Genomic DNA, 16,143 nt, shown 5'->3' on the forward strand with positions numbered 1-16,143 from the left:
CTGTCCCTTTAATTAGCGGGGAAAATAATATTTACTTAAACAAAAAAAGCTTTTCCTGCAGCGCCGAATTGTTACGGCTCGCAAAATGTTACTGCGCATAGGCTATTGTAGCTATACTTAGTTTTAAACCCGGTATTTTCAATAGCTCAATACCGCAGGCCTCCAGTGTTGAACCTGTTGTTACAATATCATCAACCAGTAAAACGTGTTTGTTTTCTAACCTTTCCGGATACTTGATCATAAACACTTCGCGCATGTTTTCAAACCGGGCAAAGCGCGATTTATGGGTTTGTGTTGCCGTTGCTACAATTCGTTGTAAATTATTGTCATCAACCATGGCATTTAATTTGGGTGCCAGTCCATCAGCAAAACAAGTGCTTTGATTATAACCGCGTTCTTTAAGCCGGCTTTTATGAAGCGGGACGGGAATAATAAAGTCTACGGTATTAAAAACGGGGTTTTCCATCAGCTGCGTCCCGGCAACGTTTCCAAGTAAAACACCAATTTCCTGCATGCCCTTATATTTAAAATGGTGCATGAGGTTTTGCACTTTGCCGCCTTTGGTAAAATAATACAGGGCGTAAGCGGCGTCCACATTAATTTTGCCGTAAAACTGCTGTGCAACAATGTTGTCGGGCTGTAAATGGAAATTTGTGTAGGGCAAATTGTAACGGCAATCAGAACAAATAATGTGTTCGTTGGCTACAAGACTGGCCTGGCAAGCCGGGCAAAGTTCAGGAAAAAGGAGTGAAACAAAATCGGCCAGGTAGCCGCGCAACAATTTCATGCCCTTAAGTTAAGGCAGATTTTTTATACTTCGGTAACTTTAGTTTTTTCTTTAATAGCCAATTGTCCGCAAGCCGCGTCAATATCTTTGCCCCGGCTGCGGCGCAGATGCGTGTTAATGCCTTGTTTTTGCAGGTAAGCTGCAAACGCTTCAACCTTATCTTCGCCGGCATTGATGTAGCTGGCAAAAGCAATTGGATTATATTCAATAATATTTACTTTACAAGGGAGGTGCTTGCAAAATTTGGCCAGCTCCATAGCATCCTGAATGCCATCATTAACACCGTCAAAAATAATATACTCGTAAGTTACCGGGTTTTTAGTTTTGGCGTAATAGTATTTTAAAGCTTCGGCCAGCGCCTTTAATGAGTTTTGCTCGTTAATAGGCATTATGGTATTCCGTTTTTCGTCATTGGCGGCATGTAATGACAGGGCAAGGTTAAATTTTACCTGGTCATCGCCCAGCTTTTTTATCATTTTTGCTATGCCGGCTGTTGATACTGTAATTCTTTTAGCCGACATGTTAAGACCATCTTCCGCAGTGATCCGCTCAACAGATTTCATCATATTGGCATAATTAAGCAAAGGTTCGCCCATGCCCATGTATACAATGTTTGATAAGGGTACGCCATAATTTTCGCGCGCCTGCTGGTCTATCAACACCACCTGGTCGTAAATCTCATCGGGATTCAGGTTCCTTTTACGCTCCATATATCCTGTTGCGCAAAACTTACAGGTAAGGCTGCAGCCCACCTGCGATGATACGCAGGCAGTCATTCGGCCCGGGGTAGGAATTAAAACGCCCTCAATTAAGTGAGCATCATGTAAAATAAAAGAATTTTTTATAGTTTTATCAGCACTAATCTGCGACGAATTTATTTTAACATTGTTAATAACAAAATTTTCGTTGAGTTTGGTGCGTAGTTCTTTTGAAATATTGCTCATTTCGTTGAAAGAGAAGCACGATTTTCTCCAAAGCCATTCATAAACTTGTTTAGCCCTGAAACTTTTTTCCTCCATACGGATAAAATGCTCCTGCAAGGCTTCCAGGCTGAGACTGCGGATGTCTATTTTATCTTTTGCATTATTCACACCGCAAAAGTACTTAAATTTAAAAAAATCTGTCTTATTTTAAAGTCATTCTTTTGAATGAATAAAAAACAATAACTAAAAGTTAATTGTACTTAATTTTGTGGGATTGTTTTATTTGAAAAACGTTTGAGATTGATACTAAGTGATATAATTAATGAAAAGTTTTAGAGCCGATTACGTTTTTCCCGTTTATGCCGATCCTATTAAAAATGGAATTGTTACTGTTGATGATCATGGTAAGATCATATCGGTAACAGACCATAACAACCCTCCCGACGGTCCGGTTGAACAATTAAGCGGTATTATTTGCCCCGGATTTATCAATACCCACTGCCACGTTGAGCTATCGCATCTTAAAGATAAGATAACACCCCACGATGGGCTGGTAAATTTTATTAAAAGCATACAAGCTTTCAGGAACGCTGATGAAGGCCTGGTAACAGCTGCTATTCAAAAAGCCGACGAAGAGATGTACAACAATGGCATTGTGGCCGTTGGCGATGTTTCAAACAGTAATTTAAGCATCCCGGTTAAGGCTGCCAGCAAGTTATATTACCACACTTTTGTGGAAACTTTTGGCTTTTTACCGCAAAATGCGGAAACTATTTTTGATAAGGCATTGCAATTGCTGTCTGAATTTAAGCCGCAGCCGTGTTCCATCACGCCACATGCGCCTTATTCAGTATCAAAAGAGCTATTTAAACTGATCAAAAAGCATAGTGATTCCGGCTCAAACCTTATCAGTATCCATAATCAGGAGTGTGAAGACGAAAATAAATTTTACCGCTATAAGCTGGGTGGGTTTATTGAGCTTTATGAACATTTTGGTATTGATATCAGCCACTTTAAACCGCAGGCCCGCAACTCGTTGCAATCCATCATTCCGTTACTGACCAATAAACAGCAGGTTTTGCTGGTGCATAATACCTGTACCAATTTAAAAGACATTTATTTTATAAAACGTTTTGACCGTAAAATAAACTGGTGTTTTTGCCCGAATGCTAATTTATACATTGAAAACCGCCTCCCTAAAATACAGCTTTTTATAGATCAGGGCTTTAATATTACGTTGGGCACCGATAGCCTGGCATCAAATAACCGCCTGTGTATATTGAGCGAAATGCGCACTATCCAAAAAAAGTTTCCTGCTATAAGTACCGCTAAATTGATTGAATGGGGTACCATCAACGGTGCGTCGTTTTTAGGGATCGATGATGAAAAGGGTACACTTGAGCCTGGAAAAACACCCGGGCTAAACCTTATAACCGGCCTTGACGGACTTGAAATAACTCCTGAAAGTAAAGTTCGCAGATTAGTTTAACAGTAATTAGGTTGATTGAGTTTGATTGGGTTACTTTGTAAAATATTAGAACATTGATGTTAATTGCTCACTTAATCAACAAAATAAACTAATGGTCAGGCATCTCGATATTACCGTAAAAGGCAAAGTTCAGGGCGTTTTTTTTCGCAAAGCCACCAAAGCAGTTGCCGATCAGCTGGGGGTGCGGGGTTTTGTTAAGAATGAGCCCAACGGCGATGTTTTTTTAGCAGCCGAGGCTGATGACACCACCCTGGAAATGTTTATGGACTGGTGCCATGAAGGACCCGAAGATGCAGAAGTAACTTCTGTTGAAAGCCATGAAGGCGAATTAAAAAACTATCGTAATTTTGAGGTTGTAAAAAAAGCCCTGTAGTTTAACAGGCAGTATTATTTTAATTACTCCATACACAAACATTGTCTACCGCTAAAAAATTTGCCGGTCAAACCGCCATATATGGGCTAAGTACGGTGGCCAGCCGAATGCTGAGCTTCTTTCTTACATCAGCCTACACCCGGGCATATAGTAAAAGTATTTATGGTATTTTTTCAAATATGTTCGCCAATGCGTCCCTAATTCAGGCACTGCTTGCTTTTGGGATGGAAACTACTTTTTTCAGGTATCTGAATAAGCATGAGAACAGGAAACAGCAGGTTTATAATAATGCCTTTGCCGCAACTTTTGTTATCTCTGTTATATTTTTAGCTATAACCTTACCCTGTATAAATTCAATAGCCAGGTGGATAAGTATCGAAAAAAACACATCGTTTCATGATTATAAACTATACACCATTTATTTTATTTCATTTATGGTTATAGATGCATGGTGTGTTGTGCCATTTGCCAAAGTAAGGGCCAATGGCCGTCCAATGCGCTATGGGTTTATTAAACTGGTTAATGTGCTGGTTTTCATAGCTTTGAACTTGGTATTTATTTATGTGCTGCCTTATATTATAAGCCATCATTCTGTGGGTTCTGCATGGGTAAGTTCATGGTTCAGGCAGGGGTGGTTAGGATATATATTCTTGTCGAACCTTGTTGCCAGCGCGCTAACTTTACTTCTTTTGTTGCCGGAATTACTTGAACTCGGCTTTAAATTTAATAGCAGTATGTTTTGGCAAATGCTTACCTATAGTTTGCCGGTACTGGTTGCAAACCTGTCCTTCATCATTAATGAAAATCTTGATAAGATGCTGTTGGGTAAAATGCTGCCCGAGAACATTAGTAGTTCACAGTTGGGTATTTATGCCGCTTGTGCTAAAATAGCTGTGTTCCTGAATATTTTTGTACAGGCATTTCGTTTAGGCGCCGAGCCTTTCTTTTTTAGTCATGCTAAAAATAAGAATGCTCCCCAAACCTACGCGCGCATCATGAATTTTTTTGTAATAGCCGTATGCGTAGCCTTTTTAGGAGTGGTAGCCAATATACAAATACTCAAACATTTTATCGGTGCCAGCTACTGGGTAGGGTTAAACGTTGTGCCACTTCTGCTGTTTGGATATGTAAGTCTGGGCATTTATATGAACCTGTCAGTGTGGTACAAGTTATCTGACCAAACTCGTTACGGGTTATATATATCGGGTGTGGGCGCTGTATTAACCATAACGCTTAATGTGGTCTTTATACCCCGGTACAGCTATATGGCATCAGCCTGGGCATCACTTATTTCATATACTGTGATGATGATATTATCTTACGTATGGGGGCAAAAAAATTATCCTATCCCATATCATATCAAAAAGAACATCGCTTATATATTTACATCAATAGTATTGGTATTTTTGTCTTTCGTTGTGTTTAAACGAAACTTATTAGCGGGTAATGCCCTTTTGCTGGTATTTGCTTTAGCGGCTATTTATTTTGAGCGCAATGAATTAAGAATTATATTTAGGAAACGGTAATGACCATTCGCATAATTAACAAATCAAAAAATGCTTTGCCGGCTTATGAAACGGCACACGCGGCCGGCATGGACCTTAGGGCCAATGTAGAAGAAACTATATTGCTTAAGCCCATGGAACGTAAGCTGATACCTACCGGTTTGTATATTGAACTGCCCGAAGGTTTTGAAGCGCAGATACGGCCACGCAGCGGGCTCGCGTTTAAACATGGTATAGGTATTGTTAATTCACCAGGTACCATTGATGCCGATTACCGGGGAGAGGTTAAAGTATTGCTCATCAATTTCTCGGCTGATGTGTTTGAAATTAATATGGGCGACCGTATTGCCCAGATGGTAGTATCCAGGCATGAAAAAGTGAATTGGGACGAAGTGGAAGTATTGAATGAAACCTTGCGCGGCGAAGGCGGATTTGGCCATACTGCGGTTAAATAAAGTAAGTAAAACCAGCAAGAGATCAAGGAGAGTATATCATCATCATGAACTATCGGGAACGGGGATATGGCAAGCGAAAGAACAATGCGGGCAAGTACTATGCTGCAGTTATCTTTTGCCTTTTATCCCTGACTTTTTCTCTGCAAGCGAGCGCTCAACGACCGGCTAAACCCATGTCGGCGCTTGACAGCATCATGGTGAAACAGCTTTTTTTCTCGGCGCTGCGCGAAAAAACTATCGAGAATACCAAACTGGCCACCGAAATGTTTGAACGGGTGTTACAAACAGACCCCGCAAATGACGCTTCAATGTATGAGCTGGCTAATTTAAAAAAGCTGCAAAATGATTATGCCGGTGCCCAACCCCTGCTGGAGAAAGCCGTAGCCGTTAAGCCCGACAACGAATGGTATTGGGCAGCGCTTGCCGATAGCTATGAAAAAAGTAACAGCATTGTCAAGCTTGAAAATGTATTTAATCAACTCATCAGGATCAATCCTGATAAACCCGATTATTATTTTGATAAAGCTAATGCTTACGTGATCCTGAAAAGATACGACGATGCCCTTAAAGTTTATAACCAGCTGGAGCAGCTTACCGGGCCAAGCGACGATATTTTGGCCAGCCGGCAAAAAATTTATCTGAAACAGGGCAGGGTTGATCAGGCCGCCGCCGAACTTGAAAAAGCCATAGCCGACAACCCCGGCCAAACACGTTACTATTTGTTACTGGCCGAAATTTACAATTCCAATAATTTTGGAGATAAGGCCCTGAAGGTTTTACAGCAAGCCGAAAAGCAGGATAGCAATAACGGGATGGTACATTTGGCGCTTGCCGATATTTACCGGGATAAAAAAAATATTGACGCTGCTTTTAATGAGCTTACACTGGCATTTTCAATCCCTGATGTTAGTATCGATCAAAAAATAAGGATCATCGGCGGATATTTCCCAAAGTTTCCTGAACCTAATGCCAAAGCCAGCGCCCTTGAATTAAGCCGTATATTAACCGTTGCCCACCCGGCTGATTCCAAAGCCTATGCAATGTATGGCGACATGCTTGCACAAAACGCGAAATATAAAGAAGCGGCGGCAGCCTACAAAAAATCAATTGAACTCAATGAGCAGGTATATATTGTTCATGAACAGCTTGTACGCATTGAACTTAGCCAAAACGATATTGATGCTACCATAAAAGATGGCGAAAACGCCCTTTCACTATTCCCCAACCAGGGTTGGATGAATTATATGGTGGGTGTGGCATGGGCTCAAAAAAAGGATTCAAAAAAAGCGCTGGGGTATGCTAAAAATGCAACTTCATTAGAAATTCAGGATAAGGACCTACTTTCGTTAAGCTTTTCGTTACTGGGCGATTGTTACCATGATTTAAAAGATAGCAAGAGCTCAGATGCGGCCTATGATAAAGCCTTAAGTTATAATCCGGATAATGCGTACACATTGAACAATTATGCTTATTATTTATCGTTAAGAAATGAAGCTTTAGACAAGGCCGCGCAAATGTCGGCCCGTTCCAATGAATTGCAGCCTAATACAGCATCGTTTGAGGATACTTACGCCTGGGTATTATTTAAACAGAAAAAATATACCGAGGCCAAAGTATGGATGGAAAAAGCATTGGCGCATGATAAAGATAATAGTTCGGCTAAATACGAACATTATGGCGATATTTTGTATTATCTGGGTAATACAGATGCCGCCGTACAAAATTGGAAAAAAGCTAAAGAGCACGGTGGCCAGTCGCCGGTATTAGAGCGTAAAATAAATGAAAAAAAATATAGCGAATAAGTTACTTATAGTTTGCTGCCTGCTGGCCATGGTGAGCTGTAAGTCACGTAAACAGGTTTTGGTTAGCCGTAAGGCAGATTCATCTGCAACGCCTGTTAATAATAAAACAAGCCGGCTTAATGCAATAAAGGCAAAACAGGTAAGCTTTAATACCTTTGCCGGCAAAGCCAAAACCCGGCTTAATATTAATGGGAACAGTAATGATGTTACCCTGAACATCCGTATTGCGCGCGATAAAAAAATATGGGTTTCCATTACCGCCATTTTAGGTGTTGAGGCTGCAAGGGCGTTAATTACTCCAGACAGTATCATGCTTATTAACCGCCTGCAGGGTGTTTATGTAAGGAAACCGTTTAATTATGTATATAAATTTGCCAGCAGCCAGGTTAATTATAAAACACTTGAATCATTGCTTATTGGTAATGCCATACCCGAATTGTTGAATGAGGATGCTGCCTTTGCTGACACTGCCGGAAGTACTGCCATAAGCGGCAACCTGCAGGATCTGCTGTATAAACTCATCCTGGGAGCCGATTTAAAGGTTACTCAAACAAATTTATCCAACCAAAACGAAAGGCAATCGTTACAGGTGGTTAACAATACTTTTATACAGGCTACAAACAGGGTAATACCATCGCAAATAGACATTGCATCTATAGTAAAAGATAAAAAAATACAGGTTAATTTGCATTATACCAAAGCCGATTTTGACGTTCAGCAGGAATATCCGTTCAGTATACCCTCTAATTATGAACCGGCCAAATAAATTAATTATGTTTGTTTGATGAAATTTTTAAAAGTATTATTCTTTATTATAGCGGTATTTATAGCAGTTGATGTACATGCACAAAGCAGTGCCGAATTAAAAAGGAGACGTGACAGACTAACAGATGAACTGGAGCAGCTAAATAAGGATTACCAGGAAACATCTCAAAATAAAAGAGCTACCTTAAAACAACTGAGCCTGCTAAAAGCACAGATCAATTTAAGAGAAGAAAAAATAAATATCATCAATTCAGAGGTAAGAAATTTAGATAATCAAATCTCGGAGAGCAATAATACCGTACATAGTTTACAGAACCAGCTTGATCAGTTAAAAAAAGAATATGCGGCTATGGTGCTTTTTGCTTACCGTAACCAGAGTGCTTATAATAAACTGATGTTTATTTTTGCTTCAAAAGATTTTAACCAGGCTTATAAACGTTTAAAATATTTACAGCAGTTTGGTACCTACCGCGAGCGGCAGGCCGGTTACATACAGGGAACGCAAAAAGAACTGCATGTAAAAATAAACGAGCTTGATAAAAATAAACAGGAAAAGAGCAATTTACTGGCTGATCAGCAAAAGGAAAAGGAAACCCTGGGTAAAGAGAAAAATAACCAGGTAAAGGTGGTAAGCGATCTGTCGCAGCACCAGGGGCAGTTAAAACAGCAGCAACGCGAGGTGCAGGCCAAAATTGCTAAAATGAACCGGGAGATTAGCGCTACCATACGCCGCGAAATTGAAGAGGCAAAGCGTAAGGCGGCTGAAGAAGCAAGAGAAGCTGCGCGGATAGCGGCGGCAAAGGCGAAAGCCGAAAACAAACCGGCGCCTGTTGCGGCAAAGCCGGTGGAGCGCAGCACGTCGAGCGCATTGAATGCTACTCCTGAAGCAGCCAAGCTGTCAAACGACTTTTTAGGGAACCGCGGTCGTTTGCCATGGCCGGTTGCCAATGGCGGCATAACGCAGGGATTTGGTATATATACTACTCCCGAAGGCATAAGAAGTGAAAGTAACGGTGTTGATATCCGTACAAATCCGGGCAGCTCGGTAAGGGCCGTGTTTGACGGAACAGTGGTAAGGGTGGTAGATGTAAGCGGTACTTATTTGGTAATGATATTACACGGGGAATATTTTACCGTTTACGGAAACCTGAAATCGGCAAGCGTGGCCAGGGGGCAAAAAGTAACAACCAAACAGGTTATTGGTACGGTTGCAACTGATCCTTCTACCGGCGAAACCGAAGCTCATTTTGAAGTGTATAAAGGTGCAACAGCAGTAAACCCTAAAATATGGCTGGCACCTAACTAATTAGTTATGAACTTTATGAAATTTTAATTGTATATATTTGTAACCTTAAATTAAATGCGATGCTAAGTTCAGTTTTTTTATTTTTAAATATTGGTACAGGCGAGATGGTACTGATACTTTTTGCAGCATTGATGCTTTTTGGAGGCGAAAAGCTTCCCGATCTGGCACGTGGCTTAGGTAAAGGCATTCGTGATTTTAAAGATGCTTCTGAGGATGTAAAGCGCGAGATCAATAACCAGATAAACAATTACGAGGATAAAAAGACCGAGACCAAGGTAGCAGAAGCCCCGCTTGCTGAAAATGTAACGGAGCAGGAAACCGCGGCCGACGAAGAACTAAGGCATCCTATACACGGTACAGAAAACACGGTACCCAATACAATACCGGTTTCTGATAGTTACATTGATACTGAAAGTAACCCGGTAAGTGAAGCTCATATTGATCTTACCAAAAAAACTACGGAGCCTGTTAAAACAGAGCACGAAGAATACAAATCATAATAATATTTTACATAACATAAAACTTAAAAATCATGGGTGGATTAGGCGCACCAGAAATTATTCTGATCATTATTGCAATACTTTTGTTGTTTGGCGGTAGAAAAATACCTGAACTAATGAGAGGGTTGGGAAGAGGCGTTAAAGAATTTAAAGACGCGCAAAACGGAGAGAGCAATACAACAACAACCGAAGAAAAACCAAAGGCTTAATACCTTAGTCTTACAGCGTTAGCTGGTTCAAATTTGTTTACTGCTTTTTATGGTATATATACTTATCTGTTGAAATATTCTTATTTCAACAGATAAGTTTTTTATTTTAGCCCCATGGCTAAATTTTATTCCTCTTTAAGTGAAATAAGGAGTGGGTTGCAACGTGCGGAAATTACAGTTGAAGAACTGGTAAAGGGTTATCTTGATCAAATTGAAAAATATGCTCATTTAAATGCTTTTAATGAGGTTTTTGAACAGGAAGCATTAATAAACGCAAAAAACGTTGACGACCGTATAAAAAATGGCACGGCCGGCAAACTGGCCGGTATGGTTATCGCCATAAAAGATAACATCTGCTATAAGGGGCACCAGGTAAACGCCTCATCAAAAATATTAGAAGGTTTCACTTCTATTTATTCATCAACCATTGTTGAACGGCTGTTGGCCGAAGATGTAATTATTATAGGCCGTTGTAATTGCGATGAATTTGCTATGGGCGGTGCCAACGAAACCTCCTATTACGGCCCCGTTAAAAACATGGCTGATGAAACAAGGGTTTCCGGCGGTTCGTCGGGCGGCTCAGCCGTGGCGGTACAAGCCAATATGTGCCATGCCGCTATTGGTACAGATACCGGCGGCTCGGTAAGGCAGCCTGCTTCCTTTTGCGGTGTAATAGGATTAAAACCTACTTATGGCCGTATATCAAGGCACGGTATTATTGCTTTCGCATCATCGTTTGACCAGGTAGGGCCCATCACCCGGTCGGTTGAAGACGCTGCCCTGTTACTGGAAATAATGGCAGGCCCTGATGAGTATGACAGCACACTGGCGCAGAAAGAGGTGCCGGCGTTTTCAAGTAATATTGAAAAGCCCGGCAAAAAAAAGATCGCTTATTTACAGGAGGCGCTTTCAAGTCCGGGTGTTGATGCCGAGGTAAAAGATACGCTGGTAAAATACATTGATAAACTGCGTGCCGAAGGCCATACCGTAAACCCTATAGCATTTGAACAATTGGATTATCTGGTGCCGGCCTACTATATTTTGGCCATGGCCGAGGCATCATCAAACCTGGCCAGATATGATGGGGTACACTATGGTTATCGTAGCCCCCAGGCTGATGATTTGCAGTCCACCTATAAACGCTCGCGTTCCGAAGGGTTTGGGAAAGAAGCAAAACGCCGCATTATGCTGGGTACGTTTGTACTTAGCGCCGGGTATTACGATGCTTATTATGCCAAAGCCCAAAAAGTGCGCCGTTTGATAAGGGAAAAAACGGACCAGATATTGAACGAATATGATTTTATACTGGTTCCAACGGCGCCCGAGCCTGCATTTGCACTGGGTACCGAAGAGAAAGATCCGGTAGTGATGTACCTTGCCGATATTTTTACAGTACAGGCATCATTAAGCGGTGTGCCGGCTATTTCATTGCCCGCTGGCAATAATAAGCAGGGTTTGCCGTTAGGTTTACAATTGTTAACCAAACATTTTAATGAACAGGAACTGTTAAATTTTTCAAAATATTTCCTTGAGCTTTAAAAAAATAATAATTTAGTAAAATAGCCCAACCCGGCTATATCCTTTAGTTAATTAAATCCCTAAAGAATGAAGAAACTATTTACGCTTGCCATCTGCCTTTTATCACTGCAAATTGTTCACGCTAACGCCACTTCTTCATCAAAGTTAAAATTTCAATGGCTTATCAATTCCCGCGACACCATTCTGCGCCAGGCAATCGGTCAACCAGCTGCACCGGCACCTCTCAGAGGTATTTATGAACGCCGGTTAGATTCTATCAGTAAAGATATTCCGCTTGAATATAACGAGTATGTACAAACTTATATTGACCTGTACATGCAAAACCGCGATGAGATGGGCCAGGTGATCGGGCTGTCTAAATACTATTTCCCCATTTACGAAAAAGCTTTTCACGACGCCGGCATACCCGAAGAAATAAAATTCCTGTCGATAGTGGAATCAAAACTTGACCCCAATGCGGTATCAAGAGTTGGTGCAACCGGGCCGTGGCAGTTTATGTACACTACAGGAAAACTCTATGGGTTAAATATTGACAGTTTTGTTGATGAGCGCCGCGACCCTATCCAGGCAACGTACGCCGCTGCCGCCTATCTCAAAGATGCCTATCAGGAATTTGGCGACTGGCTGCTGGCCATTGCATCCTACAACTGCGGTAAAAGCAATGTGGAACGTGCCGTTGAAAAAGCCGGGGAAAACGACTTCTGGAGCGCCCGCCAATACCTGCCCGCCGAAACCAGGGGGTATGTACCGGCCTTTATTGCCATGAATTATGTAATGCATTATTTTAACAAACATAATATTGTTCCGCAGGCTTGTAATTTTTCAGTAAAAACGGATACTGTTATGGTGAAAAAATACGTGGCGCTCAGCAGTGTAGCGCAGGCATTGAAAACAAATGTTAGCCAACTGGCTATACTAAACCCCGCTTACCGCCGGCTGATAGTAAATGGTAGCGCCGCCAGGCCACGCCGCCTGATATTACCCCAGGTTGCAAAGGAAAATTTTGCCGCGTTGTACAATGTGTTGAATGGTGGAACTGACGCGGTATCACCTGAGCCTAAAGTAGTTTATGCATCATACACCCCCGATAAGCCCGAGCGCCGGATGCCTACCCGTCATAAAGTAAGAAAAGGTGAAACACTGGCATCAATTGCCGATAAATATGGCGTTGAAGTGCAGGACCTGAAAGTTTGGAACCACTTAAAAAGTAACCGGGCGCCAGTTGGGCAAACCATCAAGGTAACCAATGGCGAAGAAGCTCCAACAAGTGCGGCTGTTGACCAGAGAACAAAAAGCGTTTTATAGCATATACAGAACGGTGCTGCCAACAATTTAAAGTACGGAATTTGGCAAACCCGTAATGAAATTTAAGATAATAAAGGTTAAAACCCTAAAAAAAGCCCGTTTTTGATATGTTTCAAAGCCGGGCTTTTTTATTCGGCTTACCATAAAAAGAATTGTAATTTTGAGCGCTTGAAATTTGAGAAGATGAACAAGAATAATCGTAAACAGGACGCCCTGAACTATCACTCACAAGGCCGCCCCGGAAAAATACAGGTAGTACCTACCAAACCTACCAATTCGCAGCGTGATTTAACTATGGCATATTCCCCCGGAGTTGCCGAGCCCTGCCTGCGCATTGCCGATAATGTAGAAGACGTTTATAAATATACAGCCAAAGGGAACCTGGTAGCTGTTATAAGCAATGGCACCGCGGTATTAGGCTTGGGTAACATTGGCCCCGAGGCCAGCAAGCCGGTGATGGAGGGAAAAGGCCTGCTGTTTAAGATTTATGCCGATATTGATGTTTTTGACCTGGAGGTAAATGCCAAAAGTGTTGACGAATTTGTAACTATCGTAAAAGCGCTTGAGCCTACCTTTGGCGGGGTAAACCTGGAGGATATATCAGCCCCAACCTGTTTCGAGATCGAGCGGAGGCTTAAAGCCGAGATGAATATCCCCGTAATGCATGATGACCAGCATGGAACGGCCATCATATCGGGAGCGGCTTTAATGAATGCCTGCGAGATACAGGGGAAAAAGCTGGATAAGATAAAAATGGTAGTTAATGGCGCAGGTGCCGCCGCGGTATCATGCTCAAAAATGTACCTTTCGCTGGGGGTGAAAAAAGAGAACCTGGTAATGTTTGATATCAATGGTTTATTAACTGCCGACCGTACCGACCTGGATGATATCAGGATGGAATTTGCCACCACCCGCACCGATATCAAGACCCTTGCCGACGCCATGAAAAATGCCGACGTTTTTGTGGGGCTTTCGGCGGGTAATGTGGTAACACCCGATATGCTTAAGTCAATGGCTAAAAAGCCGGTAGTGTTTGCCATGGCCAACCCAATACCGGAGATTGATTATGATCTGGCCGCCGGTACACGCGATGATATCATTATGGCTACCGGCCGGTCCGATTATCCTAACCAGGTAAATAATGTACTGGGTTTCCCATATATTTTCAGAGGCGCGCTTGATGTAAGGGCTACCGCCATTAATGAAGAAATGAAGATTGCCGCCATTCATGCTATTGCCGAAATGGCCAAGAAACCTGTACCCGAGGCAGTAAACCTGGCTTATAATATCACCAATCTTAAATTTGGCAGAGATTATATCATCCCCAAGCCAATGGATCAAAGGCTGATCACCGAAGTATCGGCGGCAGTTGCCAAAGCGGCTATTGATTCGGGTGTGGCCCGTAAGGTAATTACCGACTGGGAGGCATATCACGAAGAATTAAGATCGCGTTTAGGTACCAACGATAAATTGTTGCGTAACCTTACCAATAAAGCCAAGCAAAATCCTAAACGTGTGGTTTTTGCTGAGGCTGATAATTATAAAATTTTAAGGTCGGCCCAGATTGTAAAAGAAGAGGGTATAGCCACACCTATTTTACTTGGTAACGAGGACAAGATACGGCGCATTATGCGTGAAAATGATCTTGACCTTGGTGATGTACAGATCATTGATCCGCGCGCGGGTTGTGAGAATATGGAGGAGTACGTCAACTATTTATATGAGAAACGCCAACGCAGAGGGGTTACCTTATTTGAGGCTCAAAAAATGCTTATCGACCGTAATTACTACGGCGCTTGCATGGTTCAGTTTGGCAGGGCCGATGCGCTGATATCGGGTTTGACCAAGAATTATGTGCCTACCATTAAACCCGCATTGCAAATTATTGGTACAGAGGGCGGCGTGAACCGGGTTGCAGGTATGTACATGATGATAACTGCAAAAGGCCCCGTATTTTTTGGTGATACCACGGTAAACGAAAATCCAACGGTGCAGGAACTGGTTGATATTACTGTACTTATTGAACGGTCTGTTAAGCAGTTCAATATTGACCCGAGGGTAGCGATGCTGTCCTTTTCAAACTTTGGTTCAAATGATGGTCCAATACCCGAAAAAACAAGAGAAACCGTACGGATACTGCACGAGCAATACCCCGATATGGTGGTTGACGGTGATATGCAGGCCAATTTTGCGCTGAACTCAGATCTGCTGGCCGATAATTTCCCCTTCTCCTCGTTAAACGGGAAACCTGCCAATACGCTGATATTCCCCAACCTGGAGTCGGGTAATATTGCATACAAACTGCTGCAGGAAATTGGCGGCGCCGAAGCAGTTGGCCCCATATTATTAGGCTTAAAAAAGCCCGTACATGTGTTGCAGCTGGGCAGCTCGGTTCGCGAAATTGTAAATATGATAACCATAGCCGTAGTTGACGCGCAGGCAAAAGCCAGTGCCAATAAAACCACGGGTATTTTTAACAAGCTTAAAGGAAAATAAATAGTTAGTATCGGGTATCAGGATTTTAAAGATCTTATAAAACAAATGCAGCGGTCCTGATACCTGATACGCTAATCAATTATAATAAAATATGTACGATTATATTAGTGGCAAACTGGTATTCAAAAGCCCTTCACATGTAGTTATTGATGCCGCAGGTATAGGCTATCACATTAATATATCATTAAATACATATTCAAAGCTGGGTGATGCAGAAAACTGCAAACTATTTATCTGGCAGCACGTAAAAGAAGATGCGCTCACCTTATATGGCTTTGCTGACGACGGGGAGCGCCGCTTGTTCTTACACCTGGTATCCATCTCCGGCATAGGGCCAAATACAGGGCGAATGATGTTGTCATCAATAACCCCTGCCGAAATACAAACAGCTATTGTTAACGGTAATGTTGCTTTAATACAACGCATAAAAGGTATTGGCCCCAAATCGGCACAGCGTATCATATTAGAACTGCAGGATAAATTGCGCAAGGAAGGGCCTGATACCCTGACCGTAGTGCCTGTAAGTAAGACGGCTAAAGACGAAGCGCTTTCGGCCCTGGTAATGCTTGGGTTTGCCCGTAATGCCGCCGAAAAGGTACTTGATCAGGAATTGAGCAAAAATAGTGAAGAATTAACAGTTGAACAGCTTATTAAGTTCGCTTTAAAAACCCTATAATTACGTATAAATT

General features: G+C 42.1%; 15 protein-coding genes. 13 read left to right on the forward strand and 2 right to left on the reverse strand.

Features of this window, described 5'->3' with window-relative positions; translation table 11 throughout:
* Window positions 1–88: 88 nt before the first annotated feature.
* The gene (locus tag J2W55_RS13225; protein ID WP_310096417.1) at window positions 89–787 is read right to left on the reverse strand and encodes a ComF family protein; all 699 of its coding nucleotides are present in this window, start codon (window positions 785–787) and stop codon (window positions 89–91) included.
* Between the two features lie 23 nt (window positions 788–810).
* On the reverse strand, window positions 811–1,878 hold the full coding sequence (gene rlmN / locus J2W55_RS13230; protein ID WP_310096418.1) for a dual-specificity RNA methyltransferase RlmN: 1,068 nt from the start codon (window positions 1,876–1,878) through the stop codon (window positions 811–813).
* A 154-nt stretch (window positions 1,879–2,032) separates the two neighbouring features.
* On the opposite strand from rlmN, the gene J2W55_RS13235 reads away from it, so the two are divergent.
* The 13 genes from J2W55_RS13235 to ruvA all read left to right on the forward strand — a co-directional run bounded on the left by J2W55_RS13235 (window position 2,033) and on the right by ruvA (window position 16,130).
* Complete coding sequence (locus J2W55_RS13235; protein WP_310096419.1) at window positions 2,033–3,199, forward strand: amidohydrolase family protein; 1,167 nt, start codon at window positions 2,033–2,035, stop codon at window positions 3,197–3,199.
* Between the two features lie 91 nt (window positions 3,200–3,290).
* The gene (locus J2W55_RS13240; protein WP_310096420.1) at window positions 3,291–3,572 is read left to right on the forward strand and encodes an acylphosphatase; all 282 of its coding nucleotides are present in this window, start codon (window positions 3,291–3,293) and stop codon (window positions 3,570–3,572) included.
* A 41-nt stretch (window positions 3,573–3,613) separates the two neighbouring features.
* Window positions 3,614–5,098, forward strand: coding sequence for a lipopolysaccharide biosynthesis protein (locus J2W55_RS13245; RefSeq protein WP_310096421.1), 1,485 nt, complete (start codon window positions 3,614–3,616; stop codon window positions 5,096–5,098).
* Entirely contained in the window at window positions 5,098–5,532 is a 435-nt protein-coding gene (gene dut, locus J2W55_RS13250) for a dUTP diphosphatase (RefSeq protein ID WP_310096422.1), read from the forward strand. The genes J2W55_RS13245 and dut overlap by 1 nt, the downstream gene beginning before the upstream one ends.
* Window positions 5,533–5,576: 44 nt before the next feature.
* Complete coding sequence (locus tag J2W55_RS13255; protein WP_310096423.1) at window positions 5,577–7,334, forward strand: tetratricopeptide repeat protein; 1,758 nt, start codon at window positions 5,577–5,579, stop codon at window positions 7,332–7,334.
* Window positions 7,312–8,100 carry a lipoprotein insertase outer membrane protein LolB1 gene (lolB1, locus tag J2W55_RS13260; protein ID WP_310096424.1) on the forward strand — a complete coding sequence of 263 codons (789 nt, stop codon included), beginning with the start codon at window positions 7,312–7,314 and terminating at the stop codon, window positions 8,098–8,100. The genes J2W55_RS13255 and lolB1 overlap by 23 nt, the downstream gene beginning before the upstream one ends.
* A gap of 18 nt (window positions 8,101–8,118) precedes the next feature.
* Window positions 8,119–9,405, forward strand: a complete 1,287-nt coding sequence (locus tag J2W55_RS13265; RefSeq protein WP_310096425.1) for a murein hydrolase activator EnvC family protein — start codon at window positions 8,119–8,121, stop codon at window positions 9,403–9,405.
* Window positions 9,406–9,464: 59 nt separating this feature from the next.
* On the forward strand, window positions 9,465–9,905 hold the full coding sequence (locus J2W55_RS13270) for a Sec-independent protein translocase subunit TatA/TatB (protein WP_310096426.1): 441 nt from the start codon (window positions 9,465–9,467) through the stop codon (window positions 9,903–9,905).
* Between the two features lie 32 nt (window positions 9,906–9,937).
* Window positions 9,938–10,114, forward strand: a complete 177-nt coding sequence (locus tag J2W55_RS13275) for a Sec-independent protein translocase subunit TatA/TatB (RefSeq protein ID WP_310096427.1) — start codon at window positions 9,938–9,940, stop codon at window positions 10,112–10,114.
* Window positions 10,115–10,228: 114 nt separating this feature from the next.
* Window positions 10,229–11,653, forward strand: coding sequence for an Asp-tRNA(Asn)/Glu-tRNA(Gln) amidotransferase subunit GatA (gatA, locus tag J2W55_RS13280; protein WP_310096428.1), 1,425 nt, complete (start codon window positions 10,229–10,231; stop codon window positions 11,651–11,653).
* A 66-nt stretch (window positions 11,654–11,719) separates the two neighbouring features.
* A complete protein-coding gene (locus J2W55_RS13285) occupies window positions 11,720–12,958 on the forward strand; it encodes a lytic transglycosylase domain-containing protein (RefSeq protein WP_310096429.1) in 1,239 nt (412 codons plus the stop codon).
* A 183-nt stretch (window positions 12,959–13,141) separates the two neighbouring features.
* On the forward strand, window positions 13,142–15,454 hold the full coding sequence (locus tag J2W55_RS13290; protein ID WP_310096430.1) for an NADP-dependent malic enzyme: 2,313 nt from the start codon (window positions 13,142–13,144) through the stop codon (window positions 15,452–15,454).
* 91 nt (window positions 15,455–15,545) lie between these two features.
* Window positions 15,546–16,130 (forward strand): Holliday junction branch migration protein RuvA, encoded by a 585-nt coding sequence (ruvA, locus tag J2W55_RS13295; RefSeq protein ID WP_310096431.1) that lies wholly within the window; start codon window positions 15,546–15,548, stop codon window positions 16,128–16,130.
* The last annotated feature ends 13 nt before the right edge of the window (window positions 16,131–16,143 follow it).

It is taken from the genome of Mucilaginibacter pocheonensis (genome assembly GCF_031456535.1).
GTDB classification, from domain to species: domain Bacteria; phylum Bacteroidota; class Bacteroidia; order Sphingobacteriales; family Sphingobacteriaceae; genus Mucilaginibacter; species Mucilaginibacter pocheonensis.

Bases quoted from the DNA above. Each gene is read 5' to 3' on its own strand.
- J2W55_RS13265 (WP_310096425.1), top strand. From the start codon at position 8,119: ATGAAATTTTTAAAAGTATTATTCTTTATTATAGCGGTATTTATAGCA.
- J2W55_RS13225 (WP_310096417.1), bottom strand. From the start codon at position 787: ATGAAATTGTTGCGCGGCTACCTGGCCGATTTTGTTTCACTCCTTTTT.
- J2W55_RS13270 (WP_310096426.1), top strand. From the start codon at position 9,465: ATGCTAAGTTCAGTTTTTTTATTTTTAAATATTGGTACAGGCGAGATG.
- J2W55_RS13235 (WP_310096419.1), top strand. From the start codon at position 2,033: ATGAAAAGTTTTAGAGCCGATTACGTTTTTCCCGTTTATGCCGATCCT.
- lolB1 (WP_310096424.1), top strand. From the start codon at position 7,312: ATGAAAAAAAATATAGCGAATAAGTTACTTATAGTTTGCTGCCTGCTG.
- J2W55_RS13255 (WP_310096423.1), top strand. From the start codon at position 5,577: ATGAACTATCGGGAACGGGGATATGGCAAGCGAAAGAACAATGCGGGC.
- ruvA (WP_310096431.1), top strand. From the start codon at position 15,546: ATGTACGATTATATTAGTGGCAAACTGGTATTCAAAAGCCCTTCACAT.
- J2W55_RS13275 (WP_310096427.1), top strand. From the start codon at position 9,938: ATGGGTGGATTAGGCGCACCAGAAATTATTCTGATCATTATTGCAATA.
- gatA (WP_310096428.1), top strand. From the start codon at position 10,229: ATGGCTAAATTTTATTCCTCTTTAAGTGAAATAAGGAGTGGGTTGCAA.
- J2W55_RS13290 (WP_310096430.1), top strand. From the start codon at position 13,142: ATGAACAAGAATAATCGTAAACAGGACGCCCTGAACTATCACTCACAA.
- dut (WP_310096422.1), top strand. From the start codon at position 5,098: ATGACCATTCGCATAATTAACAAATCAAAAAATGCTTTGCCGGCTTAT.
- J2W55_RS13240 (WP_310096420.1), top strand. From the start codon at position 3,291: ATGGTCAGGCATCTCGATATTACCGTAAAAGGCAAAGTTCAGGGCGTT.
- J2W55_RS13285 (WP_310096429.1), top strand. From the start codon at position 11,720: ATGAAGAAACTATTTACGCTTGCCATCTGCCTTTTATCACTGCAAATT.